Origin of the sequence: Pseudomonas trivialis, from assembly GCF_036864995.1 — a bacterium.
GTDB lineage: Bacteria > Pseudomonadota > Gammaproteobacteria > Pseudomonadales > Pseudomonadaceae > Aquipseudomonas > Aquipseudomonas trivialis.
Genome location: NZ_CP142151.1, coordinates 1389957 through 1415559, shown reverse-complemented (window position 1 = coordinate 1415559; position 25603 = coordinate 1389957). Strand labels below are relative to the sequence as shown.

The following is a 25603-nucleotide window of genomic DNA, read 5'->3' as shown; positions in this document are numbered from 1 at the left end:
TCCACTCAAACGGAGTAGTTTTCGTCAGAGTCCTTGGGGGTCGGACCTTGTTCCGTTAAGATAGTCGGCTTTTTCACGGCGGGAGTCAGGCAGCATGGCGCAGCAGTATCAACCGGGGCAACGCTGGATTAGTGACAGCGAAGCAGAGCTGGGGTTAGGCACCGTTCTGGCACAGGACGGACGCTTGTTGACCGTGCTCTATCCGGCCACTGGCGACACACGCCAGTATGCGCTACGGAATGCGCCCCTCACTCGCGTGAGGTTTTCGCCGGGTGACTCCATCACCCATTTCGAAGGCTGGAAAATGACCGTACAGGAAGTCGACGACGTCGACGGCCTGCTGGTGTACCACGGCCTCAATGGGCAGAACGAGCAGGTCACCCTGCCGGAAACCCAACTGTCAAACTTCATCCAGTTCCGCCTCGCCAGCGACCGCCTGTTCGCCGGCCAGATCGACCCGCTGGCCTGGTTCTCGCTGCGCTACCACACCCTGGAACACACCAGCCGCCAATTGCAGTCCTCGCTGTGGGGCCTGGGCGGCGTGCGTGCGCAACCCATCGCGCACCAATTGCACATTGCCCGTGAAGTCGCCGACCGCATCGCGCCACGGGTATTGCTGGCCGACGAAGTGGGCCTGGGCAAGACTATCGAAGCGGGCCTCGTCATCCATCGCCAATTGCTGTCGGGCCGCGCCAGCCGCGTGCTGATCCTGGTACCGGAAAACCTGCAGCACCAGTGGCTGGTGGAAATGCGCCGCCGCTTCAACCTGCAGGTGGCCCTGTTCGACGAAGAGCGCTTTATCGAAAGCGATGCCTCCAACCCGTTCGAAGACACCCAGCTCGCGCTGGTGGCGCTGGAGTGGCTGGTGGATGACGAGAAGGCCCAGGACGCGCTGTTCGCCGCCGGCTGGGACCTGCTGGTGGTCGACGAAGCCCACCACCTGGTCTGGCACGAAGAAAAAGCCAGCCAGGAATATTCGCTGGTCGAACAGCTCGCGCAAGTGATCCCCGGCGTGCTGCTGCTCACCGCCACCCCTGAGCAACTGGGCCAGGACAGCCACTTTGCGCGTCTGCGCCTGCTCGACCCGAACCGCTTCCACGACCTGCACGCCTTCCGCGCCGAGAGCGAGAACTATCGCCCGGTGGCCGAAGCCGTGCAGGAGTTGCTGGACAAGGGTCGCCTGTCACCCAAGGCGCACAAGACCATCCAGGGTTTCCTCGGCAACGAAGGCGAAGCGCTGCTCACCGCCGTCAACGATGGCAACAGCGAAGCCAGTGCACGCCTGGTGCGTGAGCTGCTCGACCGTCACGGCACCGGCCGCGTGCTGTTTCGCAACACCCGCGCCGCCGTGCAGGGCTTCCCGGAACGCAAGTTGCACGCCTACCCGCTGCCCAACCCGGACGAATACATGGAGCTGCCGCTGGGCGAACACGCCGAGCTGTACCCGGAAGTCAGCTTCCAATCGCAGCCGGACGTCGAGGAAGAACACCGCTGGTGGCGCTTCGACCCGCGCGTCGAGTGGCTGATCGACCAGCTCAAAATGCTCAAGCGCACCAAGGTCCTGGTGATTTGCGCCCACGCCGAAACCGCCATGGACCTGGAAGACGCCCTGCGCGTACGCTCCGGCATTCCGGCCACGGTGTTCCACGAGGGCATGAACATCCTCGAGCGCGACCGCGCCGCAGCCTACTTCGCCGATGAAGAATTCGGTGCCCAGGTGCTGATCTGCTCGGAAATCGGCAGTGAAGGCCGCAACTTCCAGTTCGCTCATCACCTGGTGCTGTTCGACCTGCCGTCCCACCCCGACCTGCTGGAGCAACGCATCGGCCGTCTGGACCGGATCGGTCAGAAGCACATCATCGAACTGCACGTGCCGTACCTGGAAACCAGCCCGCAGGAGCGGCTGTTCCAGTGGTACCACGAAGCGCTCAACGCCTTCCTCAACACCTGCCCCACCGGCAACGCCTTGCAGCATCAGTTCGGCCCGCGCCTGCTGCCGCTGCTGGAGAGCGCCGATGACAGCGAGTGGCAGGCCCTGATCGACGAGGCCCGTGCCGAGCGCGAGCGTCTGGAGCAGGAACTGCACACCGGTCGCGACCGCCTGCTGGAGCTCAACTCCGGCGGCGCGGGTGAAGGCGATGCGCTGGTGGAGGACATTCTGGAACAGGACGACCAGTTCGCCCTGCCGATCTACATGGAAACCCTGTTCGACGCGTTCGGCATCGACAGCGAAGACCATTCGGAAAACGCGCTGATCCTCAAGCCCAGCGAAAAAATGCTCGACGCCAGCTTCCCCCTGGGCGACGACGAAGGCGTGACCATCACCTACGACCGTAACCAGGCGCTGTCGCGCGAAGACATGCAGTTCATCACCTGGGAACACCCGATGGTGCAGGGCGGCATGGACCTGGTGCTGTCCGGTTCCATGGGCAACACGGCGGTGGCGCTGATCAAGAACAAGGCACTCAAGCCGGGCACCGTGCTGCTGGAACTGCTCTACGTGAGTGAAGTGGTCGCGCCGCGTGCGCTGCAACTGGGTCGCTACCTGCCGCCGGCGGCGCTGCGCTGCCTGCTGGACCCAAACGGCAACGACCTGTCCGGGCGCGTGTCGTTCGAAACCCTCAACGACCAGCTCGAAAGCGTGCCACGGGCCAGCGCCAACAAGTTCATCCAGGCCCAGCGCGATCAACTCACCCCGCGCATCAACGCCGGCGAAGAGAAGATCAGCCCGCGTCATGCCGAGCGTGTGGCCGAAGCCAAGCGCCGCCTGGCGGCGGACACCGACGAAGAACTGGGGCGTCTGACCGCGCTGCAGGCAGTCAACCCGACGGTGCGGGACAGCGAGCTGGTGGCGCTGCGCAATCAGCGCGAGCAAGGCCTGGCGATGCTGGACAAGGCAGCGCTGCGACTCGAAGCGATCCGGGTGCTGGTGGCGGGTTAATCTCCACACTGCCCGCTGACAGGAAGGCCCGCACCGTGCGGGCCTTTTTTATTCACTTGGGAATATCAGGGACTTTGATGGCCGCATCGGGAGCAAGCCCCCTCCCACATTTTGAACGGTGAACACTTATAAAATGTGGGAGGGGGCTTGCTCCCGATAGAGTCAACCCGGTCTCAAGCCACCACCGCATCCGGCACCTCAACAGCCCCCAGCCCCTCCTTCATCTTCTTGGCATCGCGCACAAAACTGCGCGACGCCTGGAACAGAAACAGCATGGTCAGAAACAGCGCCACCGGAATCAGGTACATGGCGTCATGCAACCCGACCGCCTTGTAAGCCTCGGTCATCTGCTGCGCCCCCGCCGCATACATCGCTGAATGCGCAAAGTGATCAGACAGCCCGCCCACCACAATCGGCCCCATCCCACCGCCCAGCAGGTACAGTCCGGCGAAAAACAACGCCATCGCCGTAGCGCGCAAACGGGGTTCGACCACGTCCTGGATCGCCGTGTACACGCAGGTGTAGAAGTTATACGCAAACAGCCAGCCCACACTGAACAGCGCCACGAACACGCCAATCTCGATACGTCCGGCGTGCAGCGCCCAGGCAGTGGTGACGGTGGAAATGATCAGGCTGAACGCCGCAAACAACAACCGCCCATTGGCGACCCGCTGGTGAATCTTGTCGGCCACCCAGCCCCCCAGCGTCAAACCCACCAGCCCCGTCAGGCCGACGATTACGCCGGTGGCCACTGCGGCCTCCTGCAGCGGCAATAGAAAATAGCGCTGCAGCATCGGCACCAGAAACGAGTTGCACGCATAGGTGGCGAAGTTAAAGCACAGCCCGGCCAGCACCAGCCAGAGGAAGGTCGGCACCGCCAGCACACGGCGAATCGGGCGGTCGACGCGTTCCTGGGAGACTTGCACGGTTTCCGCCGCGCCGCGCTTGGGTTCCTTGATGTAGAACATGAACACCGCAAGGATCATCCCCGGCACCGCCGCAATAAAGAACGGCGCGCGCCAGCTGTCGAACGCCTTGACCATCCAGCCGATGGTAAAAAATGCCAGCAACAGGCCCAGCGGCAGGCCGAGCATGAAAATGCCCATGGCCCGCGCCCGGCGGTGCGCCGGAAACAGGTCGCCAATCAGCGAGTTGGCGGCCGGCGCATAACTGGCTTCGCCGATCCCGATGCCCATGCGCACCAGCAGAAAGGTCCAGAAACTGCCGACCAGACCGTTGACGGCAGTCAGCCCGCTCCAGGCAAACAGGCCCCAGCCCATCAGTTTGCTGCGTGAACCGGTATCCGCCAGGCGCCCGAGCGGCAAGCCGGCGATGGCATACACAAGCGTGAACGCAGTGCCGATGATGCCGAGCTGGAAGTCGCTGAGGTGCCATTCCATACGAATGGGCTCAATGATGATCGCCGGAATGGTGCGATCAAAGAAGTTGAACAGGTTGGCCAGGAACAGCAGGAACAGAATGCGCCAGGCATTCGCCGCTTGGGTCGAGTTCTGCATGGGTCCGTCTCTTTTTATTGTTATGAGCGCTGCGATGCCCGATGCATCCTGCTCAGGTCACTGCAACATAGTCAGGCAAGCGGCGCTTGTCTGTAATGATTCGTAAAGCTGATAGGGCATGATTTGGCCCGGCATTCCGGGACTTTTCCTACAAAAAATATAAGTGCGTCCCCCTCTTCCCAACAGCCACGGCCCGGATAGAATGGCGAGCCTTCCCGTTGTACCTCCCCCTTACCTTTCTTATCGATGACGCCCATGTCCGAAGCCAGTCCGTGTCTGAATTGCGGTGCCTGCTGTTCATACTTTCGTGTGTCTTTCTTCTGGGGTGAGTGCGCCTCATCCGGCGGCACGGTGCCCGATGACCTGGTGGTACAGATCAACCCGACTCGCGTGGCGATGATCGGCACCGACCAGAAACCCGCGCGTTGCTGCAGCCTGGAGGGTGAAGTGGGCAAAGGCACCAGCTGTTCGATTTATGAACTGCGCTCAAGCCCGTGCCGCGAGTTCGACGCGTCCTGGAGCCAGGGCGAGCAGAACGTCGATTGCGATGCGGCCCGCGCGGCGTTCGGCCTGTTGCCACTGGAAGCACCCTCTTTCGAACTGGCGCTCCCCATCAGCGCTTAGCACCAAACGCTATGCCCGGCATGCCAAAATCAAAAGACAGCAATGTGCCATTACGCCTTGCGAATTCCATGAGCCTTCTATACTCGTCCCCATAGGTCATCGCCGTATGCCGTGACGCAACTACGCAATGACGGGACATGCTATGGAATGGCTGGGTCTGCACTTTTTCATCGACCTTCCGCACAACGGTCACTTATTACTCAATTGCAGCCATAACCCCTTTCTGGTGCTGCTGGCCTACCTGGTCGCCTGTGCGGCCGGTTTCGGCACGCTGGACATGGCCGAGCGCGTCGGCCACGTCGAAGACCCCACCGCGCGTCGCCACTGGCGCTGGCTGGGCGCCGGGTGCCTGGCGGGCGGCATCTGGTCCACCCACTTCATCAGCATGCTGGCATTTCAGGTGCCGATCGCCATTCACTATGAACTGATCACGACGTTCGTTTCACTGCTGATCGCACTTGTCGCGTCGCTGTTCGCCATGAAAACCCTCAGCCACGCGACCCTGCGCTTTGATCAGTACCTGCTGGCTTCGCTGTGGATGGGCATGGGCATCGCGCTGATGCACTACGTGGGCATGGCGGCCATGCGCTCCCAGGCCCAGGTGTATTTCGGCGCCGGGCTGTTCATGGCCTCCGTGGCCATCGCCATCGGCGCCAGCCTCGCGGCCCTGTTGCTGTCGAGTTACCTGCGCAACGGCGCGGGGGTGTTTCACCAGTTGCTCAAATACGCCGCCAGCCTGGTGCTTGGCGCTGGCATCATCAGCATGCATTTCACCGGCATGGCCGCCATGCAGATGGTGGTGCCTGCCGGGGCCGACCTGTCCGCACCTTCGGACAATAATCCAATCCAACTGGGCCTCTCGGTGGCAGTGATCACGCTGCTGGTGATCGGCAGCAGCATCAGCGCCGCCCTGGCCGACAAGAAGTTGCAGCACAAGGAGCGCGACCTGCGCCGGGTCAACGCGCTGCTCAGCGAACTGGACCAGGCGCGGGCTTCACTGCAGCAGGTGGCCCATTACGACGCACTCACCAGCCTGCTCAACCGCCGGGGCTTCAATCAGATCTTCGCGGAGAAGCTCGCGGAGAAAACCGCTGCCAGTGGCATGATGGCGGTGATCTTCCTCGATATTGACCACTTCAAGCGCATCAACGACAGCCTCGGACACGACGCCGGCGACCAGTTGCTGACCGTGCTGGCCAGCCATATCAAGAGCTCGGTGCGAAGCCATGCCGATGTGGTCGCACGCTTTGGCGGCGACGAGTTCTGCATCCTCATCAGCATCCACCACCGCGACGAAGCGCGGCACCTGGCCCAACGCATCATGCAGCAAATGAAAGAGCCCATCGAACTGGCCGGGCGGCGCATGGTGATGACCACCAGCATTGGTATCAGCCTGTTTCCCGATGACGGCGTAACCTGCGAAGAACTGCTGAAAACCGCAGACCTGGCGCTCTACCAGTCCAAGGACGCGGGGCGCAACAGCTTGAATTTCTTCAGCGCCAACCTGAAAACCCGCGCCTTCCTGGAGCTGCAGCTGGAAGAAGAGTTGCGCGCAGCCTTGCGCGAGCGCACCGGCCTGGTGCTGTTCTATCAACCGATCTTCGACATGAAACTGGGCAAGGTCACCCGCCTGGAGGCACTGGTGCGCTGGCAGCACCCGCAACACGGCCTGCTGGCACCCGACCGTTTTATCGGCATCGCCGAAAGCAATGGGCTGATTGCCGAACTGGATAACTGGGTGTTGCGCCAGGCGTGTCATGACTTGAGCGTTTTTTCAGACAAGGGCTATGGCGACCTGAACATGACCGTGAACTGCTCGGCGCTGAACCTGGCGCGCGATGAGTTGGCCGATGAAGTCGAAGACGCCCTGCGTTCAACCGGGATCGCCGCTACCCGTCTGGAACTGGAAGTCACGGAAAATGCGCTGATGGGCAATATCAGCAGCACGCTGGCACTGTTGCGGCACATTCGTGCGCTGGGGGTATCCCTGGCCATCGACGACTTCGGCACCGGTTATTCGTCCCTGGCGTACCTCAAGCGACTACCGCTCAACACGCTGAAGATTGACCGCTCGTTTATCCAGGACCTGCCCAAGTCCGCCGCCGATATCGAGATTGTCCAGGCCATTATCGGGATGGCGCACACCCTGCATCTGAACGTGGTGACCGAGGGCGTGGAAACCCAGGCGCAGTTCGACTTATTGCACAAGCATGGTTGCGATTTTATCCAGGGCTATCTACTGAGCCCGGCGGTGCCTGCGGGTGAAGTGATTGGGGTGATTCAGGGGATTCACCTGCGTAATCCGCTGGCGCCCGAGGCTTCGGCGGTCAAGGAGCCGGCGCAGAGCCAGCCGGGACCTGCTGCCCTGGTCAGGCCGATTCGGTGACGCTGCGGGTATTCAATGAGAACTGCGGCGCCGTTGATATTTTTCGCGAGCAAGCCCGCGCCCACAATTTGACCGTGTTCATTCGGCAGGAATGTGATCACGTGTGAGAGCGAGCTTGCTCGCGAAGACAATCTGACAGCCCTGACAGCCGAAAAATAATGATCGCTCTGCCACATTCTGAAACAATCTCTACCGACTGCCCCGCTGCTCAAAACTGTTCCCGTGACGTTAACGTCACCCTATCTGTGACCTTTCGCCACGGCAAGGTGCCATCACCGCTTGAGCGGTTACTCCGCTACACACTTCAACCGCGCAAAATAACGCACCTTTTCTGTGCGGTCATTTATTGAGCCGCCCTTTCCTGGATCAGAATCCACGGCGAGACCACCACCGCCCACAGGCTCGGGTCGCGTTCCACCAGGTCCAGCGCCCGCGTCGCAGACACTTCGCCAAGGCGGCCTGCGGCCAGCCAGGCGGCGACTTTGTCGCGGTTATCCTCGGCCATTCCCTCGGCTGCCTCGATCAAATCCAGGCCCGCATCGACCCACAATAGGGCACCCTTGGCGAAGAACGGCTCGAGCTCCTTCCAGGATATTTCGGCGGTTTCACCGAGCAGCTTGGCATAGAGGGTGCTAGGTTCTTGCGTCATGGGAGTTCACCTGAAGAAAAAATCGGCGCAATCATAACGTTGAGCTTCAGTCAGAAAAACCCAGTTGCAAATGCGTTATCGAAAGAAAGTGTCAGGAAAGCCAAGGATTGCCCGGAACGCTGGCATTAACCCCGCCGCAATTCTGTCTTTTACTTTCATTTAAGCGACACCCCCTGGATTTGCCCCCAGCACCCAGCTTTTCAAGCGATCAACCGGCGCTCTACACTGTACCGGTACAGTTGCCAGGGCACCGCCGGGGGGATATCCGCATATCCGATCCGGTTCTGCAGCCCACAAGGCCGCTGGAACTATAAAAAATACAACAGCATGAGTGGAGCACTATGAATAAGGCTACTAAGCAGATTTCCAAACTGTTTGCCGCTATGGTCCTGGCTGGGGTTGCCGGCCATTCGTTCGCAGCCGACACCATCAAGATCGGCATCGCCGGTCCCAAGACTGGTCCTGTGACGCAGTACGGCGACATGCAATTCATGGGTGCCAAGCAGGCGATCGCCGACATCAACGCCAAGGGCGGCGTCGATGGCAAAATGCTTGAAGCCAAGGAATACGACGACGCCTGCGACCCTAAACAGGCCGTGGCGGTTGCCAACAAAGTGGTCAATGACGGCGTCAAGTTCGTGGTTGGTCACCTGTGCTCCAGCTCCACTCAGCCGGCATCGGACATCTATGAAGACGAAGGCGTCATCATGATTACCCCAGCCGCCACCAGCCCGGAAATCACCGCCCGTGGCTACAAGCTGATCTTCCGCACCATCGGCCTGGACAGCGCCCAGGGCCCGGCGGCCGGCAACTACATCGCCGACCACGTAAAACCGAAAATCGTCGCCGTCTTGCACGACAAGCAGCAATACGGTGAAGGCATCGCCACCGCCGTCAAGCAGACCCTCGAGAAGAAAGGCGTGAAAGTGGCCGTCTTCGAAGGTCTGAACGCCGGCGACAAGGACTTCTCCTCGGTCATCCAGAAGCTCAAGCAAGCCAACGTCGACTTCGTCTACTACGGCGGCTACCACCCGGAGCTGGGCCTGATCCTGCGTCAATCCAAAGAGAAAGGCCTGAACGCCAAGTTCATGGGTCCGGAAGGCGTGGGCAACGACTCCATCTCGCAGATCGCCCAGGGCGCCTCCGAAGGCCTGCTGGTCACCCTGCCGAAATCCTTCGACACCGACCCTGCCAACAAGGCCATCGTTGAAGAGTTTGCCAAGAACAAGCAGGACCCGACCGGTCCATTCGTGTTCCCGGCCTACTCGGCAGTTGAAGTGATCGCCGCCGGTATCACCGCCGCGAAGAGCGAAGACACCGCCAAAGTGGCCGAAGCCATCCACGCAGGCACCTTCAAGACCCCTACCGGCGATCTGAGCTTTGACGCCAAGGGCGACCTGAAGGACTTCAAGTTCGTGGTCTACGAATGGCACTTCGGCAAACCAAAAACCGAAGTTTCCCCTCAGTAAGCCAGGCGTTACTGCCCCAACAAGCCCACTGTGAGAGCAGTGGGCTTTGTTTTACGAGGTTTATGGGCCTGTCACCCGCGATCCGGGCGCTGGCTCACCTGAAAATCTTAAAACCGTCACCAGCGGTTCGCTGGCAAACGCTTTGTGCAAATGTGCTCACAGAACACAGCGCAAGGCCGGAACATGACTCCACCAGTGAAATGCGTATCGGGTTTTTAGGAGCGCTGTAATGCCTGAGATCTATCATTTTTTCCAACAGCTGGTTAATGGCCTGACCATTGGCAGCACCTATGCCTTGATAGCCATTGGTTACACCATGGTTTACGGCATCATTGGAATGATCAACTTCGCCCATGGCGAGGTGTACATGATTGGTTCCTATGTGGCCTTCATCGCCCTTGCCGGGCTGGCCATGATGGGCATCCACTCACTGCCGCTGCTGATGACCGCTGCGTTCCTCGCATCGATCATCGTGACCAGTGCCTATGGCTACAGTATCGAGCGCGTTGCCTACCGCCCCCTGCGTGGCAGCAACCGTCTGATCCCGCTGATTTCCGCCATCGGCATGTCGATTTTCCTGCAGAACACCGTATTGCTGTCCCAGGACTCCAAGGATAAATCCATCCCCAACCTGATCCCGGGGAGCTTCTCCTTCGGTCCGGGTGGCGCACAGGAAGTGCTGATTTCCTACATGCAGATCCTGGTCTTCGTCGTCACCCTGGTGGCCATGCTGGGCCTCACCCTGTTCATCTCCCGCTCCCGTCTGGGCCGCGCCTGCCGGGCCTGCGCAGAAGACATCAAGATGGCCAACCTGTTGGGCATCAACACCAACAACATCATCGCCCTGACCTTCGTCATCGGCGCCGCGCTGGCGGCTGTTGCGGCGGTGCTGCTGAGCATGCAGTACGGCGTGATCAACCCCAACGCCGGTTTCCTGGTGGGCCTCAAGGCCTTTACCGCAGCGGTACTGGGCGGCATCGGCAGTATTCCGGGCGCCATGCTCGGCGGGCTGGTGCTGGGTGTGGCCGAAGCGTTTGGCGCCGACATCTTCGGCGACCAGTACAAGGACGTCGTCGCGTTCGGCCTGTTGGTTCTGGTGCTGTTGTTCCGTCCGACCGGCATTCTGGGCCGTCCGGAGGTTGAGAAAGTATGAGCAGATATCTTAAATCGGCGTTTTTCAGCGCCTTGCTGGTGTGGGCAGTGGCCTTTCCGGTGCTGGGCCTCAAGCTGAGCATTGTCGGCATCAACCTGGAAGTGCATGGCACCGGGCCCGTGACGCTGACCATCATCGCCCTGTGTTCGGTGCTGATGTTCCTGCGCGTGCTGTTTACCCAGCAGGTCGGTGCCTTGTTCAAGGGCAACCGTGGGCCGTTGGTGTCGCCCAAGGTCAGCCAGTTCCTGACCCTGCCGCGCACCCAGCGCTATATCATCATCGGCCTGATCGTGGCCGCGCTGATCTGGCCGTTTTTCGGCTCGCGCGGCGCGGTGGATATCGCCACCCTGATCCTGATCTACGTGCTGCTGGGCCTGGGCCTGAACATCGTGGTGGGTCTGGCCGACCTGCTCGACCTGGGCTATGTGGGCTTCTACGCCGTGGGTGCCTACACCTACGCGCTGCTCTCGCACTACCTGGGCTGGAGCTTCTGGATCTGCCTGCCACTGGCCGGCATGGCGGCCGCCACGTTCGGCTTTTTGCTGGGTTTCCCGGTGCTGCGCCTGCGCGGTGACTATCTGGCCATCGTTACCCTGGGCTTTGGCGAAATCATCCGCCTGTTCCTGCGTAACCTTACCGATATCACCGGCGGCCCCAACGGCATCAGCAGCATCCCCAAGCCGACGTTCTTCGGGCTGTCGTTCGACCGCACCGCTGCCGAAGGCATGCAGACCTTCCACGAGTACTTCGGGATCGCCTACAACCCGGTAAGCAAAGTGGTGTTCCTGTACCTGGTGGCGCTGCTGCTGGCACTGGCGGCACTGTTCGTGATCAACCGCCTGCTGCGCATGCCAATCGGTCGCGCGTGGGAAGCCTTGCGCGAAGATGAAATCGCCTGCCGCGCACTGGGCCTGAACCCCACCATCATCAAGCTTTCCGCGTTCACCCTCGGCGCCGCATTTGCCGGTTTTGCCGGCAGCTTCTTTGCCGCGCGCCAGGGTCTGGTGACGCCGGAGTCGTTCACCTTCATCGAGTCGGCGATCATCCTCGCCATCGTCGTGCTGGGTGGCATGGGCTCGCAACTGGGTGTGATCCTTGCGGCCATCGTGATGATCCTGCTGCCGGAAATGATGCGTGAGTTCAGCGAATACCGCATGTTGATGTTCGGCGCCATGATGGTGCTGATGATGATCTGGCGCCCGCAAGGCCTGCTGCCCATGCAACGTCCACACATGGAGCTGCGCAAATGAGCCGCGAGATCCTGAAAGTCGAAAATCTGAGCATGCGCTTCGGCGGTTTGCTGGCGGTCAACGGCGTGGCCCTGACCGTGAAAGAGAAACAGGTGGTGGCGCTGATCGGCCCCAACGGCGCCGGCAAGACCACGGTGTTCAACTGCCTCACCGGCTTCTACAAGCCGAGCGGCGGCAACATCCTGCTGGATGGCCAGCCGATCCAGGGCCTGGCCGGTCACGAGATCGCCCGCAAGGGCGTGGTGCGCACCTTCCAGAACGTGCGATTGTTCAAGGATATGACGGCGGTCGAGAACCTGCTGATCGCCCAGCATCGTCACTTGAACACCAACTTCTTCGCCGGCCTATTCAAAACTCCGGCGTTCCGCAAAAGCGAGCGCGAGGCCATGGAGTACGCGGAGTACTGGCTGGACAAGGTCAACCTGACCGAATTCGCCAACCGCCCCGCCGGTACCCTCGCCTATGGTCAGCAACGTCGCCTGGAAATCGCCCGCTGCATGATGACCCGTCCGCGGATCCTCATGCTCGACGAACCGGCCGCCGGCCTGAACCCCAGGGAAACCGAAGACCTCAAGGCGCTGATCAGCGTGCTGCGCGAGGAACACAACGCCACGGTGCTGTTGATCGAACACGACATGAAACTGGTCATGAGTATTTCCGACCACATCGTGGTGATCAACCAGGGCACGCCCCTGGCCAACGGCACGCCGGAGCAGATCCGCGACAATCCTGAAGTGATCAAAGCCTATCTGGGGGAAGCGTAAAATGCTGCAATTCGAAAACGTTTCCACTTTCTACGGCAAGATCCAGGCCCTGCACGGCGTCAATGTGGAAGTGCGCCAGGGTGAAATCGTCACGCTGATCGGCGCCAACGGCGCCGGCAAGTCGACCCTGCTGATGACCCTGTGCGGATCGCCCCAGGCCCACAGCGGCAGCATCCGCTACCTGGGTGAAGAGCTGGTGGGTCAGGAATCGTCGCACATCATGCGCAAGAGCATCGCGGTGGTGCCTGAGGGCCGTCGCGTGTTCTCACGCCTGACCGTCGAAGAGAACCTGGCCATGGGCGGGTTCTTCACCGACAAGGGCGACTACCAGGAACAGATGGACAAGGTGCTGCAGCTGTTCCCGCGGCTCAAGGAGCGCTTCAGCCAGCGTGGCGGCACCATGTCCGGCGGCGAGCAGCAAATGCTTGCCATCGGGCGGGCACTGATGAGCAAGCCAAAACTGTTGCTGCTGGACGAACCCTCCCTGGGGCTGGCGCCGATCATCATCCAGCAGATCTTCGACATCATCGAACAACTGCGCAAGGACGGGGTGACGGTGTTTCTGGTGGAGCAGAACGCCAACCAGGCGCTGAAAATCGCCGACCGCGCCTACGTGCTGGAAAACGGCCGGGTGGTGATGCAGGGCACGGGTGAACAGTTGCTCACTGATCCGAAAGTGCGTGAGGCCTACCTGGGCGGCTAGCCCGCATTCGCTGGCGAAACCGGTTCTGAACGGTGGGAGGGGGCTTTGCTCCCTCCCACATTGGTTTTGGGCAACAGCCAGTTTTTTTGAATGCCCTTGTAATGAATATCGTCCTACCGCCTCTAGTGGTGCAGGCAGGCAATCGAGCCTGCTACTTCAACCCACTGCTGGAGACACACCATGACCACCAAACTGTCTGCCACCTCCCTTGTCCTGGCGTTGAGCCTGGCCGCCCTCACCGCCCCTGCCTTTGCCGCCGACGATATGCAGAAATGCTTCGGTGTCGCAGAAGCCGGCAAGAACGATTGCAGCGCGGGCGCCGGCACAACCTGCGCCGGCACCTCCAAAACCAAGGACCAGGCCAACGCCTGGAAACTGGTCCCGGCCGGCACCTGCGGCCAGCTCCCCAGCACCACATCACCGACCGGCTTCGGCCAGGAAAAGGCCTTCACCGCCAAGTCCTGATTCCCGCCAACCTGAGTGCCGATGATGACGCATTTACCCCACCACACGGTCTCACCGGCTCAGGTGCCCGGCTTGCCTTTACGGGCCGGGCTGGGCCTGAAAAGCGAGCACTTCATTGAAGTGCTCGAAACCCGCCCTGACATCGGTTTTTTTGAAGTGCACGCCGAAAACTTCATGGTGGCCGGCGGGCCTTTTCATCACTACCTGGGCTTGATTCGCGAGCAATATCCGCTGTCGCTGCATGGCGTAGGCCTGTCCATCGGCGGCGAAGGCCCGCTCAATTGCGCGCACCTGGCTCGCCTGGCCACGCTGATCGAACGCTATCAACCCCAGTCCTTTTCCGAACACCTGGCCTGGTCCAGCCATGGCCCGGTGTTCCTCAATGACTTGCTGCCGCTGGCCTACGACGCCGCCACCCTGAACCGGGTGTGCGCGCATATCGATCAGGTACAAAGCACGCTCAAACGGCCGATGCTGCTGGAAAACCCGTCGACCTACCTGTTGTTCCAGCGTTCTACCCTGGACGAGACCGACTTCATCAGCGAGGTCATCCGCCGCACCGGCTGCGGCCTGCTGCTGGACGTCAACAACGTCTACGTGTCCTGCATCAACCATCAGCGCGACCCACTGGCTTATATCAATGCATTGCCCTTGCGTGCGGTGGGCGAGATTCATCTGGCCGGTTTTGCCGAAGACATCGACAGCCTCGGCGACCGGCTGCTGATCGATGATCACGGCGCGCCCATCGACAACGCGGTGTGGCAGTTGTACGAGCAGGTCCTGGCGCGCACGGGCCCGGTCGCAACCTTGATCGAGCGCGATAACCAGGTGCCGGCCTTCAACGTACTGCAGGCCGAGGCGCAGCAGGCCGAACGACATTTATCGCAGGTGACGGCATGAGTACCCAGCACGCGTTTTGCGCCGCCCTGCTCGCCCACGAACCGGGTTGCCCCGAGGGCGTGTTCAGCAGCAACGGCGCCGACCCGGCCAGCCGTTTTGCGGTGTATCGCAATAATGTGCACAGCTCGTTGATCAATGCGCTGGCGACCAGTTACCCAGTGACGCGGCAGTTGGTGGGCGATGAATTCTTCCGCGCCATGGCCGGCCTCTACGTGCAGACATGCCCGCCCGACAGCCCCTTGATCAGCGAGTACGGCGGCACCCTGGCGGATTTTATCCAGGCATTTGAGCCGGCCCAAAGCGTGCCCTATCTGGCGGACGTCGCCAGACTTGAGCGCCTGCGCGTGCGCGCCTATCACGCAGCAGACATGCCGGCGCTGGATCAACCGCGCATGCTTGAGCAACTGAACGGCCAGTCGCGCCTGCAACTGCACCCGTGCGTCGCCACGCTGCACTCGCCCTACGCGGCCGTGACGATATGGGCCGCCCACCAGACCGAGGGCGCCATCGCCAGCGTAAACCCGTGGCAGGCGCAAGGCGCACTCGTGCTGCGCCACGGGCTGGCGGTCAAGGTCTTCAGTATCGACAGCGGTTCGGTGGCGTTTATCAACAACCTTCACCAAGGCAAGGCGCTTGAAACGGCCTTGGAACATGCCCTCCAAGCCTCAAGCGAATTCGACCTGCATCGATGCCTCGGGCTGTTGATCAGCCACGGCACCATCACGCATCTGGAACAGAAGGTATCGCCATGAACACATCAACACCCTGCCCGGTAAAACGGGCCATTGCCCTGTTCGAACGCATCCCCTACAGCCTGATCGCGTTCCTCGCGCGTTTCTCGATAGCGGCGGTGTTCTGGAAGTCCGGGCAAACCAAGGTTGAAGGCTTTGCCATAGACCTGATCAGCGGCACCTTTGAACTGGGCGCGCCCAAACTTGCCGCGTCGACCGTGCCGCTGTTTCGCAGTGAATATGCGGTGCCTCTGCTGTCGCCGGAAGTGGCCGCCCATATGGCGGCGTTCGCCGAGCATCTCTTCCCGGCACTGATCCTGATAGGGTTCGCCACGCGCTTTTCGGCCCTGGCGCTGATCGGCATAACGCTGACCATTCAACTGTTCGTCTACCCCGACGCCTACCCCACACATGGCACCTGGATCGCACTGTTGTTGCTGCTGGTCGCCAAGGGCCCGGGCTGGCTGTCCATCGACCACTTGATCGCCCGTCGCTGCCGTTAAAGGCGATTCAACGCCTCGCCGCCGCGCCTGAACCACTCCACCAGATAATCGGCCAATACCTGAGTGCGCCTCGGCAAGCCGCCCTGGTAGGGATGAACCAGGTACATCGGCATGCTCCGTGTCTGATAATCACGCAGGAGCCAGCGCAATCGTCCGTCAGCCAGTTCCGCCGGCAAGGCGTAGGACGGTAGACGGGCGATACCGGCGCCGACCAACGCGGCCTTCTTCAGCAGGTTGTAGTGGTTGGAGGCAAATGTGCCGCTCACGCGCACTCGCAGTAATTCGTGCTGCTGGTGGTACAGCCATTCCTCGCGGCCGCTGTAGTGGCTGTTGAGCAAACAGGTATGGGCGGCAAGATCCGCCGGGGTCTGCGGTTCGCCGTACTGCTCGAGGTAGGTGGGGCTGGCGCAGGTCATCTCGTGCCAGGCCAGCAAGGGCCTGGCCACCAGCCGCTCATTTTCGATGTCGCCCGCGCGTACCCCCAGGTCAAATCCGTCCCGCGCCAGATCGCGGTAGCTGTTGTTGAGCTCCAACTCGACCTGCACCTGCGGGTATTGCCTGGAAAACTCCAGCAACAGGCCGTCAAAGAAGGTTTCGCCCAATGAAACCGGAACCGTCATGCGTACCGGCCCTACCACATCGTCCTTGAGCCGCGCCAATGCCTGACGCGCGCATTCCATCTGCACCACCAACGCCTGCGCCTGGGGCAACAAGGCCACGCCGGCAGCGGTGAGGCTCAGCTTGCGCGTGGTGCGGTGCAACAGCACCACGTCAAATTGTGCTTCCAACTGGCTGATGCGCTTGGACAACTGCCCCTTGCTGCAGCCCAGACGCGCGGCCGCCACGGTAAAGCTGCCCGCTTCGATCAACGCGGCAAAGGCCGCCAGGTCATCCATCTCGCTCATGGACTGTTTCCAATTGAAAACCAAAGGTTGCCCATTAGCGCGTTTATCCGCTTCAAAAGCCAGCCTAGACTGGGCCTCCCAACGTTTATTTCAACCCAGAGGAACAGCGCGATGAAAATCCTTTTGATAGGCGCCGGCGGCACCATCGGCTCGGCGGTCAAGGCAGAGTTGGCACAACGTCACGAAGTGATCAGCGTCGGCCGCCACAGTGGCGACTTCCAGGCCGATATCAGCGACAGCGCCTCGATCCGTCGACTGTTTGAACAAACCGGCACGTTCGACGCACTGGTCTGCGCGGCCGGCAGCGTGAACTTTGTCGCGCTGGGCGACATGAGCGACAGCGATTTTGAACGGGGCCTGCGCGATAAATTGATGGGCCAGGTCAACCTGCTGCTGATCGGTCGCGAGTACGCCAACGACGGCGCCTCGTTCACCTTCACCAGCGGCATCCTCAACCGCGACCCGATCCGCACCGGCGCCTCGGCTGCACTGGTCAACGGTGCACTCGATGCGTTTGTGAAAGCGGCGGCGATCGAGTTGCCACGGGGCCTGCGTGTCAACTCGGTGAGCCCGACGGTATTGCTGGAAGCCATGGGCAGTTATGCGCCGTATTTCCGCGGTTACAAACCGGTCAGCGCTGCCGACGTGGCGTTGGCCTACGCCAAGAGCGTGGAAGGCTTGCAGACCGGTCAGACCTACATCGTGGGCTGAGAAGCGGTTGTGTGGGCCGAGAATTGATTCATCCACTCAATCACTAGCGCGCGCGGTGCCACAATCATGATATTTGCGCCCAGTTGGCCTTGAACCATAGCGGTACTGAGCTTATGGCCGTCTACGTAGAGCGTCAGGTACTTGCGGTAGGCCAGTAGCGTGATGGACTTTGTCCTTGCTTCGGCCTCGGGGCTCAATTTGACGTGTACCTCAACATGGTCCGGATCAGAGCGCTCGGCTTTTTTCAGGCCCAGGGAAATATCCGTGAAGTCAGTCGCTGACGAGAAGACGAGCCGCGCGGGCTCGTCTGAGAAGGCGACACTTGCCCAGAGCAGAAAAACGCTGACGCTCAATTTGATTTTCATCGCCGTACCCGTTTAAAAAAGATGCCGACGCTCGCACGGTTCTCTAACTTTAGACGATAGGAATCGTCCCAATCAGCCATGCGCCATTTCTCATAACTTGTGCCGCACTTGTGATGCACCGCCAGTCTGCGTAACGTGGCGGCACTTGTCAGGAGACCCGAAAATGCGTGCCGCCCGTACCCTTGCTCTGTGTGCCTTGCTCCCCCTGTTCGCCGCCTGCCAGATGTTCGAGCGGGAGCCTGCGAAACCGTCAACCGTCGGGCTGACCCGCATGCAAGGCGAACTCACGGCAGTGGGCGGCAAGCTGTTGTTCCAGCCGTGTCGCGACCAGCGTAACTACGTGGTCAAGGACACCGGCGGCACCAGCATCCTGCAGGAGGCCGCGTCGCTCGCCGGCCAGCAAGGCGCGCTGTTTGCCGACCTGCGTGGCAAGTTTTCCGGGGTGGCCACCGGCACTCAGGGTGAAGTCGAACTGCAACAGCTTTACCGCGTCGAGCGCTCGACGTCGGCCTGCGATGACCCCGATTTCAAGCGCATGATCCTGCGCGCCAACGGCCACAAGCCGGCCTGGGCACTCAACGTCACCGCCAAGGGCATGGTGCTGGAACGCGAAGGCCAGCCGCCGCTGCCGGTGCCCTATGTTGAAGAGCAACTGGGTGATGGCCGTTTCAACCTGATGACCGAGGCCAATAACCAGCACATCGAACTGTGGGTGGCCCCGCAACGCTGCGTCGACCCGGTCAGCGGCAGCCTGCAACACATGACCGCCGAATTGCGGATCAACGGTCAAGTCCAACGTGGCTGCGCCGCTTTCGGTGGTTCGCGGGACGACTGATTGGTGCCTGCGCTGTTTTAGCATGACGGGAAACCGTGGTTGGGGCTTATAATCGCCGGTTTGCAAAACAGCCGGCCTGTTTGCCCGCCGCCTACCGGATCCTGTCATGTTACGAATCACCGAACTCAAGCTGCCCATCGACCATCCCGAAGAAGACCTGCGGCCCGCCATCGTGCAGCGCCTGGGGATCGCCAGTGATGACCTGCTCGATTTCACCCTGTTCAAGCGCAGCTACGACGCCCGCAAGAAAACCTCGGAGCTGTGCTTCATCTACACCATCGATCTGAACGTGGTGGGCGAAGCCGCCCTGCTGCTCAAGTTTGCCGATGACCGCAACGTCAACCCCGCGCCGGACATCAGCTACAAGGTGGTGGGCCAGGCCCCGCAGGGTTTGACCGAGCGGCCGGTCGTGGTCGGCTTTGGCCCGTGCGGCATCTTTGCTGGGCTGTTGCTGGCGCAGATGGGCTTCAAACCGATCATCCTCGAACGCGGCAAGGAAGTGCGCCAGCGCACCAAGGACACCTGGGGCCTGTGGCGCAAAAACGTGCTCAACCCTGAATCCAACGTGCAGTTTGGCGAAGGCGGTGCCGGGACCTTTTCCGACGGCAAGCTCTACAGCCAGATCAAGGACCCGAAATTCCTCGGCCGCAAGGTTTTGCACGAATTCGTCAAGGCTGGTGCGCCGGAAGAAATTCTCTATGTCAGCAAACCGCACATCGGCACGTTTCGCCTGACCGGCGTGGTGGAAAACATGCGCCAGCAGATCATCGCGCTGGGCGGGGAAGTGCGTTTCGAGCAGCGCGTGACTGACGTGCTGATCGAGGACGGCCAGTTGCACGGCGTGGTCATCGACGGCGGCGAGCAGCTTCTCTCCCGGCATGTGATCCTCGCCCTGGGCCACAGCGCCCGAGACACGTTCCGCATGTTGCATGGCCGTGGCGTGTACATGGAAGCCAAGCCGTTTTCGGTGGGCTTTCGGATCGAACACCCGCAATCGCTGATCGATGCGGCGCGCCTGGGCAAGTACGCCGGGCACCCGAAACTCGGCGCCGCCGACTACAAGCTGGTGTACCACGCCAAAAATGGCCGTTCGGTTTACAGCTTCTGCATGTGCCCAGGGGGCACGGTGGTTGCGGCGACCTCCGAGCCCAATCGCGTGGTCACCAACGGTATGAGCCAATACTCGCGTAACGAGCGCAATGCCAACTCCGGCATCGTGGTCGGTATCACACCGGACGTGGATTACCCGGGCGGTCCGCTGGCAGGCATCGAGTTGCAGGAGCGCCTGGAGTCCCATGCCTATGTGCTCGGCGGCAGCAACTACGAAGCACCGGCGCAACTGGTGGGCGACTTCATTGCGGGCAGACCGTCCACCGCCATCGGCAGCGTGGAGCCGTCCTACAAACCCGGCGTGTCACTGGGCGACCTGGCCCTGGCGCTGCCTGAGTTTGCCATCGAGGCTATTCGCGAAGCGTTGCCGGCGTTTGAAAAACAGATCAAGGGCTACTCGCTGCACGATGCCGTGCTGACCGGGATCGAAACGCGCACCTCTTCGCCACTGCGCATTACCCGTGACGATTCGCTGCAAAGCATGAATGTGAAAGGCCTGTTCCCGGCCGGCGAAGGTGCCGGTTATGCCGGTGGCATCCTGTCGGCGGGCGTTGACGGGATTCGGATTGCCGAGGCGCTGGCGCGGGATATGTTGGGTATCGAGGCCTGACTGTGTTGTGGCAAGCGGGCTTGTTGTGGCGAGCGGGCTTGCCCCGCGTTGGGGTGCGAAGCAGCCCCCAATCAAAAAACCCTCGGTATACCTGATACTACGCGCAGGCTGGTTTTGGGGCTGCTGCGCACCCCAACGCAGGGCAAGCCTGCTCGCCACAGGGATGCAGTTGCCTGCGCAGAGTGTGGGTGGTTTCAGATATTGGCGCGCCGGATGCTGTCCGGTAACGGCTCGCCCTGTTCCACACTGGCCGCCACACTCGCGATCAGACCTTCCAGTGCGTACCCCTGGGCCGCCAGCCAGGTCTCGTCGTAATAAGTTGTGGCATAACGCTCCCCACCATCGCACAAAATAGCCACGATCGAGCCCGACTCCCCCGCCGCTTTCATCTGCTGCGCGGCCATCAGTGCGCCAATCAGGTTGGTCCCGCTGGACCCACCCACCCGGCGCCCAAGCCGCCCCGCCAGGTAGTGCATGGCCGCCAGCGACAGCGCGTCCGGCACCTTGACCATCGCATCAATCACCTTGGGCAGAAACGACGCTTCGACCCGTGGCCGGCCAATGCCTTCGATCCGCGAACCGCAGTTCAGTCGCAATCCGGCATCACCGCTCAGGTAATAGTCGAAGAACACCGAACGCTCGGCATCGGCGCACAACACGCGGGTGCAATGCTGGCGATAACGCACGTAACGCCCCAGCGTCGCGGTGGTGCCGCCGGTACCGGGGCTGGAAATCAACCAGCTCGGCTCCGGGTGCTGCTCAAAGCGCATCTGCTGGAAGATCGATTCGGCGATGTTGTTGTTGGCGCGCCAGTCGGTGGCCCGCTCGGCAAAGGTGAACTGATCCATGAAGTGCCCGCCGCTTTCCTGCGCCAGCCGTTCGGACTCGGCATAGATCTGCATCGGATCATCGACCAGATGGCTCTGGCCGCCGTAAAAAGCAATCTGGGCAATCTTTTCCCGCGACGTGGTGCTCGGCATCACCGCGATAAACGGCAGCCCGAGCAGGCGTGCAAAATAAGCCTCCGACACTGCCGTCGAACCGCTGGACGCCTCAATCACCGGTGCGCCGGGTTTGAGCCAGCCGTTGCACAGCGCATAAAGAAACAGTGAACGCGCCAGCCGGTGCTTGAGGCTGCCGGTGGGGTGGCTGGACTCATCCTTGAAGTACAACTCGATGCCCGGCAGGCCCGGTAATGTCAGAGGAATCAGGTGTGTGTCGGCGCTGCGCTGGAAGTCCGCTTCGATGATGCGAATGGCTTCGCGGGCCCAGCTACGGTGGTCGTTCATCAGGAGGTTCTCAAGGGATTTCAACCAGGATATTAGGGGGTTTCCTACGCATCACACAGATACAGTGACGACTCAATTGGACACACAATTGCTAGGCTCAAGTACGAACCCAACTCAGACCATCACTTATAACAAATAAGAATATAACTTTTGTTTTAACAACTAACGGTACGGGTTAGGGTAGCCGCCTATTGACTCTGGATTGGAGAGCATCCCTTGCCTCTGCGTAGCTCGTTTACCCGTTTTTTCCAGCTGGAAGCCGCCAGTGGCCTGTTGCTGATCGCGGCCGCCGCCCTGGCGCTGATCATCAACAACTCACCCTTGTCGCACCTGTACGCCGCGTTTCTCGATGTGCCGGTGGTGGCGCAGATCGGCGCGCTGAAAATCGCCAAACCGGCCCTGTTGTGGATCAACGACGGCCTGATGGCGCTGTTCTTCCTGCTGATCGGGCTGGAGGTCAAGCGCGAACTGCTTGATGGCCACCTGTCCAAACCGTCCCAGGTGGTACTGCCGGGCGCAGCCGCCATTGGCGGCATGGTGGTGCCGGCGCTGATCTACTGGGCGATCAACAAGGACTACCCCGCCGCGCTTTCCGGCTGGGCGATCCCCATGGCCACCGACATTGCCTTTGCATTGGGCGTGCTGGCGCTGCTGGGCAAGCGCGTGCCGGTGTCGCTGAAACTGTTCCTGATGACCTTGGCAATCATCGATGACCTGGGGGCAATCATCGTCATTGCATTGTTCTACTCGGCCGATCTGTCCAGTGCTGCGCTGGCCGGTGCGGCCGCCTGCCTCGTGGCCCTGATCGCGATGAATCGGCTGGGCGTAGTCAAGCTTGGGCCGTACCTGATCATCGGTCTGATTCTGTGGATCTGCGTGCTCAAAAGCGGCGTGCACGCCACCCTCGCCGGGGTGACGCTGGCATTCTGTATTCCGCTGCGCACCAAAAATGCTGAAACTTCACCGCTGCTGAGCCTGGAGCACGCGCTGCACCCGTGGGTGGCCTATGCCATCCTGCCGCTGTTCGCCTTCGCCAATGCCGGGGTTTCCCTGACTGGCGTCACTCTGGACAGCTTCACCCACCACGTCCCCATGGGCATTGCAGCCGGCTTGCTGATCGGCAAGACCGTCGGCGTATTCGGTCTCACCTGGCTGGCCATCAAGACCGGCCTCGCCGCCCTGCCTGCCGGTGCCAACTGGGGCCAGGTATTCGGCGTGGCGATCCTGTGCGGAATCGGTTTCACCATGAGCCTCTTCGTCGGCTCCCTGGCGTTTGTGCCAGGCGCCAGCGAGTTTGCCGGGGAGGATCGAATGGGGATCCTCACCGGATCGATACTCGCGGCGTGTATTGGTTATGGGGTGACGGCGATGGCAAGTCGCAAGAAGGCCTGACCCTTTTAGCAGGAGCCGGTGAGCCGGCTCCTGCTTCATCCAATTCCCCCTTGTTTCGCAGTTCCTTCCTACATCCACCCTCCTCGTCTTGCTCTAACGTCGGCACCCGGCTTCTACGCCGGATCTCGTTAAGCACCGCGCCAGGAGGGCACAATGGCAAGCAACAAGGACGTAGTTCAAGTCTGGCGATCCTACGGCACCGGGACCGGCGGGTATCGACGACTTGAGCCCATGAGTGAAGCTCAGTTAGCGGCCCGGACGGCAAGCCAGCAGCGCGTTCATGGAGAAATGATCGACCGGCAGATTGCTGAAGAAGCGTATTTCCGGGTGAAGCCACCAACGCCTCAGGACCCCAAGGTGGGTTGCGTATTTGCCAAGTCATGCAACTTGCCGGACGCACTCATCGATTACCACGATCCGACCGGTTATGTGCCTCTGGATCAACTCAAGGATTACGGCGAGTACGCACTGCTGGGAGCGCTGGAAGCTGACGCCACTGGCCGTTTGCCCTTGCGAAAAGTCAGCGGCGCGGCAATACCTGCCGGGCTGGGGGCATTGGCACTAGGCGGCAGCGCCATCGCAGAACACACAGCAGCAATCGCCGCTGCCGGTGCCAGTACCGTCGGTGCAGGCTTTCTGGCAGGCCTGGTTGCTCTGGTCTGGCCCTCCAACCTCGGTGACAGTGCGCTCTACAGCGAAGAACAATTGCGCTCCATGGCCAGGGCACGCACTCGCGTCCGACTGCATATCGAACAACGAGACGACGGCACGCTCAAGGGCTATGCCTTTTATACCGGAAAGAATCTCGACTGGGAGATGGTCGATGTCGTGCAGTTTCAGGTATCCGGAACGCAATACATCGCCCACTTGGGTGATGGCATTGAGCTGATCTGGACACCTGCCGCAGACCCCGCCAATACACTCGGAATACCGGCACTGGAAGCGGCACCATCGATACCGCACATATGGGTATATCCGCCGACCGAAAACGCCGCGACGATTATTGTCGACCCGATTTACCCGCCTGAGTACAGGGACTTCATTCTCGTCTTCCCCGCGGACTCCGGGGTCAGGCCCCTGTATATCGTCGTAAGCTGGAAGTATGAGGACGCGCCTTATCACGGCAAGAAGGGAAACTCAGTTAAAAGTAAAAGGCCTGAAAACGGATTGGATTCACTCAATGAGTCGATAGAAGTAAATCCACCCAACTCGCGTAGACGTATAGCAATTGATCCACACACCAAGGAGTTTGTGGTGATAGACCGCACAGCTGAAGGCTCCTATCACGCGCACGTAAGGCCCTGGAGTGGCTTACGGCAGGAGATGAAAAACGCCTTGATCAGAGCCGGAAAGACCAACCGCAAGGGAAAAATATTGGGAGATACAAAATGACTATGCGATACCACGACCCATCATTGGATCACGATGAAGCAGTACGTTATTTAGCAACGACGGATAGAAGCAAGGTAACAGAGGCATTGATCTCGATTGGGCTGAATGAAATGGACGGAGGATGGGCACAAAACACGTGCCTCCAGTTTATCGGGCACCCTGACGATGACATCGCATCAGCCGCTATCGTAGCGATAGGTCACATCGCACGTCGATTCGGAGAGATAGACATGACGAAAATCATCCCTGCGTTCGAACAAGCAAGAAGAAGGGGCACCGCCTTATCCGCATCCGTGAATGATGCGATGGATGACATAGAGATGTTTACCTGACGCCCGGAAATAAACGCCGCGAAAAGCATCAGAAACGAAAAAACCCCAACCAGTCACCCGGTTGGGGTTTTGTGTTTCCACGACCGACGTTTAGCGCGTAACGCGGCTGGTGCCGTCAACCGTCATGATGCGCACGCGATCACCGATACGGAAGATTTCATTTTCCTGCACGGCCTGCACATAAGCGCGGGTGCTGCCGTCGTCTTCGCGAACGGTGATTTCCACACCCTGGGTGCGGGTCAGGCCTTCTTCGGTGGCCGAGCCTAGCAGGTCACCGGCGACGGCGCCGATGACGGCGGTGACAATGCTGCCACGGCCGCCGCCGATGGCGCTGCCGCCCACGCCGCCGATGACTGCGCCTGCAGCGCCGCCGATTGGGGTCTTGGTGCCTTCGATTTTCACCGGACGCAGGGATTCGATGGTGCCCATGCGAACGGTCTGCACACGACGTGCTTCGTCACGGGAGTACGAGTCGCCGGTCAGACTCGAGGCGCAGCCACCCAGCAGCAACGACAGGGTGGTAAAGCAGGCAACCAGTAAAACGGACTTACGCATAGCATCAACTCCAAAGGACAGGTATTCATTAGACGCTGCCACCTGCCGCCTG

The 25603-nt window shown here is 60.9% G+C and carries 24 protein-coding genes; 18 read left to right on the top strand and 6 right to left on the bottom strand.

Features of this window, described 5'->3' with window-relative positions; translation table 11 throughout:
- Positions 1–94: 94 nt before the first annotated feature.
- Entirely contained in the window at positions 95–2941 is a 2847-nt protein-coding gene (gene rapA, locus VRB54_RS06215) for an RNA polymerase-associated protein RapA (RefSeq protein WP_338479964.1), read from the top strand.
- A 173-nt stretch (positions 2942–3114) separates the two neighbouring features.
- Here the strand turns inward: rapA and VRB54_RS06210 are convergent, their stop codons facing one another.
- Positions 3115–4458 carry an MFS transporter gene (locus tag VRB54_RS06210; protein WP_338479963.1) on the bottom strand — a complete coding sequence of 448 codons (1344 nt, stop codon included), beginning with the start codon at positions 4456–4458 and terminating at the stop codon, positions 3115–3117.
- A 255-nt stretch (positions 4459–4713) separates the two neighbouring features.
- Between VRB54_RS06210 and VRB54_RS06205 the strand changes: the two genes are divergently transcribed.
- Together VRB54_RS06205 and VRB54_RS06200 are read left to right on the top strand one after the other, a co-directional pair.
- Positions 4714–5082, top strand: coding sequence for a YkgJ family cysteine cluster protein (locus VRB54_RS06205; RefSeq protein ID WP_338479962.1), 369 nt, complete (start codon positions 4714–4716; stop codon positions 5080–5082).
- A 142-nt stretch (positions 5083–5224) separates the two neighbouring features.
- Complete coding sequence (locus VRB54_RS06200) at positions 5225–7468, top strand: bifunctional diguanylate cyclase/phosphodiesterase (RefSeq protein ID WP_338479961.1); 2244 nt, start codon at positions 5225–5227, stop codon at positions 7466–7468.
- Positions 7469–7811: 343 nt separating this feature from the next.
- On the opposite strand, the gene VRB54_RS06195 is transcribed toward VRB54_RS06200, so the two are convergent.
- Entirely contained in the window at positions 7812–8117 is a 306-nt protein-coding gene (locus VRB54_RS06195) for a DUF2288 domain-containing protein (RefSeq protein ID WP_338479960.1), read from the bottom strand.
- Between the two features lie 341 nt (positions 8118–8458).
- Here VRB54_RS06195 and VRB54_RS06190 point away from each other — a divergent pair, with 341 nt between their 5' ends.
- The 9 genes from VRB54_RS06190 (at position 8459) to VRB54_RS06150 (ending at position 16055) form a co-directional block, all read left to right on the top strand.
- Positions 8459–9586: a branched-chain amino acid ABC transporter substrate-binding protein gene (locus tag VRB54_RS06190; protein WP_209989684.1), complete on the top strand. Its 1128-nt coding sequence runs from the start codon at positions 8459–8461 to the stop codon at positions 9584–9586.
- A 229-nt stretch (positions 9587–9815) separates the two neighbouring features.
- Complete coding sequence (livH, locus tag VRB54_RS06185) at positions 9816–10739, top strand: high-affinity branched-chain amino acid ABC transporter permease LivH (RefSeq protein ID WP_209989679.1); 924 nt, start codon at positions 9816–9818, stop codon at positions 10737–10739.
- Positions 10736–11989, top strand: a complete 1254-nt coding sequence (locus VRB54_RS06180; RefSeq protein WP_338479959.1) for a high-affinity branched-chain amino acid ABC transporter permease LivM — start codon at positions 10736–10738, stop codon at positions 11987–11989. Before livH ends, VRB54_RS06180 begins: the two co-directional genes overlap by 4 nt.
- Positions 11986–12753, top strand: a complete 768-nt coding sequence (gene livG, locus VRB54_RS06175) for a high-affinity branched-chain amino acid ABC transporter ATP-binding protein LivG (protein ID WP_338479957.1) — start codon at positions 11986–11988, stop codon at positions 12751–12753. Before VRB54_RS06180 ends, livG begins: the two co-directional genes overlap by 4 nt.
- 1 nt (position 12754) lies before the next feature.
- Complete coding sequence (locus VRB54_RS06170) at positions 12755–13456, top strand: ABC transporter ATP-binding protein (protein ID WP_338479956.1); 702 nt, start codon at positions 12755–12757, stop codon at positions 13454–13456.
- A 180-nt stretch (positions 13457–13636) separates the two neighbouring features.
- Entirely contained in the window at positions 13637–13921 is a 285-nt protein-coding gene (locus VRB54_RS06165; protein WP_338479955.1) for a DUF2282 domain-containing protein, read from the top strand.
- Positions 13922–13942: 21 nt separating this feature from the next.
- On the top strand, positions 13943–14821 hold the full coding sequence (locus VRB54_RS06160) for a DUF692 domain-containing protein (RefSeq protein ID WP_338479954.1): 879 nt from the start codon (positions 13943–13945) through the stop codon (positions 14819–14821).
- Positions 14818–15573 carry a DNA-binding domain-containing protein gene (locus VRB54_RS06155; RefSeq protein ID WP_338479953.1) on the top strand — a complete coding sequence of 252 codons (756 nt, stop codon included), beginning with the start codon at positions 14818–14820 and terminating at the stop codon, positions 15571–15573. The genes VRB54_RS06160 and VRB54_RS06155 overlap by 4 nt, the downstream gene beginning before the upstream one ends.
- Entirely contained in the window at positions 15570–16055 is a 486-nt protein-coding gene (locus VRB54_RS06150; RefSeq protein ID WP_338479952.1) for a DoxX family protein, read from the top strand. The genes VRB54_RS06155 and VRB54_RS06150 overlap by 4 nt, the downstream gene beginning before the upstream one ends.
- On the opposite strand, the gene VRB54_RS06145 is transcribed toward VRB54_RS06150, so the two are convergent.
- A complete protein-coding gene (locus VRB54_RS06145; protein WP_338479951.1) occupies positions 16052–16960 on the bottom strand; it encodes a LysR family transcriptional regulator in 909 nt (302 codons plus the stop codon). The genes VRB54_RS06150 and VRB54_RS06145 overlap by 4 nt on opposite strands.
- Positions 16961–17071: 111 nt before the next feature.
- Between VRB54_RS06145 and VRB54_RS06140 the strand changes: the two genes are divergently transcribed.
- Entirely contained in the window at positions 17072–17671 is a 600-nt protein-coding gene (locus VRB54_RS06140; RefSeq protein ID WP_338479950.1) for a short chain dehydrogenase, read from the top strand.
- On the opposite strand, the gene VRB54_RS06135 is transcribed toward VRB54_RS06140, so the two are convergent.
- The gene (locus VRB54_RS06135) at positions 17656–18036 is read right to left on the bottom strand and encodes a hypothetical protein (RefSeq protein ID WP_338479949.1); all 381 of its coding nucleotides are present in this window, start codon (positions 18034–18036) and stop codon (positions 17656–17658) included. The two genes, VRB54_RS06140 and VRB54_RS06135, sit on opposite strands and share 16 nt — an antisense overlap.
- Before the next feature lie 163 nt (positions 18037–18199).
- On the opposite strand from VRB54_RS06135, the gene VRB54_RS06130 reads away from it, so the two are divergent.
- Positions 18200–18871, top strand: a complete 672-nt coding sequence (locus VRB54_RS06130; RefSeq protein WP_003231124.1) for a COG3650 family protein — start codon at positions 18200–18202, stop codon at positions 18869–18871.
- A 106-nt stretch (positions 18872–18977) separates the two neighbouring features.
- Entirely contained in the window at positions 18978–20591 is a 1614-nt protein-coding gene (locus tag VRB54_RS06125; RefSeq protein ID WP_338479947.1) for an NAD(P)/FAD-dependent oxidoreductase, read from the top strand.
- Positions 20592–20785: 194 nt separating this feature from the next.
- Here VRB54_RS06125 and VRB54_RS06120 read toward each other — a convergent pair whose 3' ends face one another.
- Complete coding sequence (locus tag VRB54_RS06120) at positions 20786–21883, bottom strand: PLP-dependent cysteine synthase family protein (RefSeq protein WP_338481061.1); 1098 nt, start codon at positions 21881–21883, stop codon at positions 20786–20788.
- Positions 21884–22096: 213 nt separating this feature from the next.
- Here VRB54_RS06120 and nhaA point away from each other — a divergent pair, with 213 nt between their 5' ends.
- From nhaA to VRB54_RS06105, 3 genes are all read left to right on the top strand, one after another.
- Positions 22097–23272: a Na+/H+ antiporter NhaA gene (gene nhaA / locus VRB54_RS06115; RefSeq protein ID WP_338479946.1), complete on the top strand. Its 1176-nt coding sequence runs from the start codon at positions 22097–22099 to the stop codon at positions 23270–23272.
- A 153-nt stretch (positions 23273–23425) separates the two neighbouring features.
- On the top strand, positions 23426–24664 hold the full coding sequence (locus VRB54_RS06110; RefSeq protein WP_338479945.1) for an S-type pyocin domain-containing protein: 1239 nt from the start codon (positions 23426–23428) through the stop codon (positions 24662–24664).
- Positions 24661–24996 (top strand): hypothetical protein, encoded by a 336-nt coding sequence (locus VRB54_RS06105; protein ID WP_338479944.1) that lies wholly within the window; start codon positions 24661–24663, stop codon positions 24994–24996. The genes VRB54_RS06110 and VRB54_RS06105 overlap by 4 nt, the downstream gene beginning before the upstream one ends.
- Positions 24997–25086: 90 nt before the next feature.
- On the opposite strand, the gene VRB54_RS06100 is transcribed toward VRB54_RS06105, so the two are convergent.
- Positions 25087–25551 (bottom strand): glycine zipper 2TM domain-containing protein, encoded by a 465-nt coding sequence (locus VRB54_RS06100; RefSeq protein WP_338479942.1) that lies wholly within the window; start codon positions 25549–25551, stop codon positions 25087–25089.
- Between the last annotated feature and the right edge of the window lie 52 nt (positions 25552–25603).

Excerpts from the sequence above, each read along its gene's own strand:
- VRB54_RS06130 (WP_003231124.1), top strand. The coding sequence starts at position 18,200 with ATGCGTGCCGCCCGTACCCTTGCTCTGTGTGCCTTGCTCCCCCTGTTC.
- VRB54_RS06160 (WP_338479954.1), top strand. The coding sequence starts at position 13,943 with ATGATGACGCATTTACCCCACCACACGGTCTCACCGGCTCAGGTGCCC.
- VRB54_RS06150 (WP_338479952.1), top strand. The coding sequence starts at position 15,570 with ATGAACACATCAACACCCTGCCCGGTAAAACGGGCCATTGCCCTGTTC.
- VRB54_RS06195 (WP_338479960.1), bottom strand. The coding sequence starts at position 8,117 with ATGACGCAAGAACCTAGCACCCTCTATGCCAAGCTGCTCGGTGAAACC.
- VRB54_RS06180 (WP_338479959.1), top strand. The coding sequence starts at position 10,736 with ATGAGCAGATATCTTAAATCGGCGTTTTTCAGCGCCTTGCTGGTGTGG.
- VRB54_RS06200 (WP_338479961.1), top strand. The coding sequence starts at position 5,225 with ATGGAATGGCTGGGTCTGCACTTTTTCATCGACCTTCCGCACAACGGT.
- VRB54_RS06125 (WP_338479947.1), top strand. The coding sequence starts at position 18,978 with ATGTTACGAATCACCGAACTCAAGCTGCCCATCGACCATCCCGAAGAA.
- livH (WP_209989679.1), top strand. The coding sequence starts at position 9,816 with ATGCCTGAGATCTATCATTTTTTCCAACAGCTGGTTAATGGCCTGACC.
- VRB54_RS06190 (WP_209989684.1), top strand. The coding sequence starts at position 8,459 with ATGAATAAGGCTACTAAGCAGATTTCCAAACTGTTTGCCGCTATGGTC.
- VRB54_RS06205 (WP_338479962.1), top strand. The coding sequence starts at position 4,714 with ATGTCCGAAGCCAGTCCGTGTCTGAATTGCGGTGCCTGCTGTTCATAC.
- VRB54_RS06145 (WP_338479951.1), bottom strand. The coding sequence starts at position 16,960 with ATGAGCGAGATGGATGACCTGGCGGCCTTTGCCGCGTTGATCGAAGCG.
- VRB54_RS06165 (WP_338479955.1), top strand. The coding sequence starts at position 13,637 with ATGACCACCAAACTGTCTGCCACCTCCCTTGTCCTGGCGTTGAGCCTG.
- VRB54_RS06105 (WP_338479944.1), top strand. The coding sequence starts at position 24,661 with ATGACTATGCGATACCACGACCCATCATTGGATCACGATGAAGCAGTA.
- VRB54_RS06140 (WP_338479950.1), top strand. The coding sequence starts at position 17,072 with ATGAAAATCCTTTTGATAGGCGCCGGCGGCACCATCGGCTCGGCGGTC.
- livG (WP_338479957.1), top strand. The coding sequence starts at position 11,986 with ATGAGCCGCGAGATCCTGAAAGTCGAAAATCTGAGCATGCGCTTCGGC.
- VRB54_RS06155 (WP_338479953.1), top strand. The coding sequence starts at position 14,818 with ATGAGTACCCAGCACGCGTTTTGCGCCGCCCTGCTCGCCCACGAACCG.
- VRB54_RS06100 (WP_338479942.1), bottom strand. The coding sequence starts at position 25,551 with ATGCGTAAGTCCGTTTTACTGGTTGCCTGCTTTACCACCCTGTCGTTG.
- VRB54_RS06110 (WP_338479945.1), top strand. The coding sequence starts at position 23,426 with ATGGCAAGCAACAAGGACGTAGTTCAAGTCTGGCGATCCTACGGCACC.
- rapA (WP_338479964.1), top strand. The coding sequence starts at position 95 with ATGGCGCAGCAGTATCAACCGGGGCAACGCTGGATTAGTGACAGCGAA.
- VRB54_RS06210 (WP_338479963.1), bottom strand. The coding sequence starts at position 4,458 with ATGCAGAACTCGACCCAAGCGGCGAATGCCTGGCGCATTCTGTTCCTG.
- VRB54_RS06135 (WP_338479949.1), bottom strand. The coding sequence starts at position 18,036 with ATGAAAATCAAATTGAGCGTCAGCGTTTTTCTGCTCTGGGCAAGTGTC.
- VRB54_RS06170 (WP_338479956.1), top strand. The coding sequence starts at position 12,755 with ATGCTGCAATTCGAAAACGTTTCCACTTTCTACGGCAAGATCCAGGCC.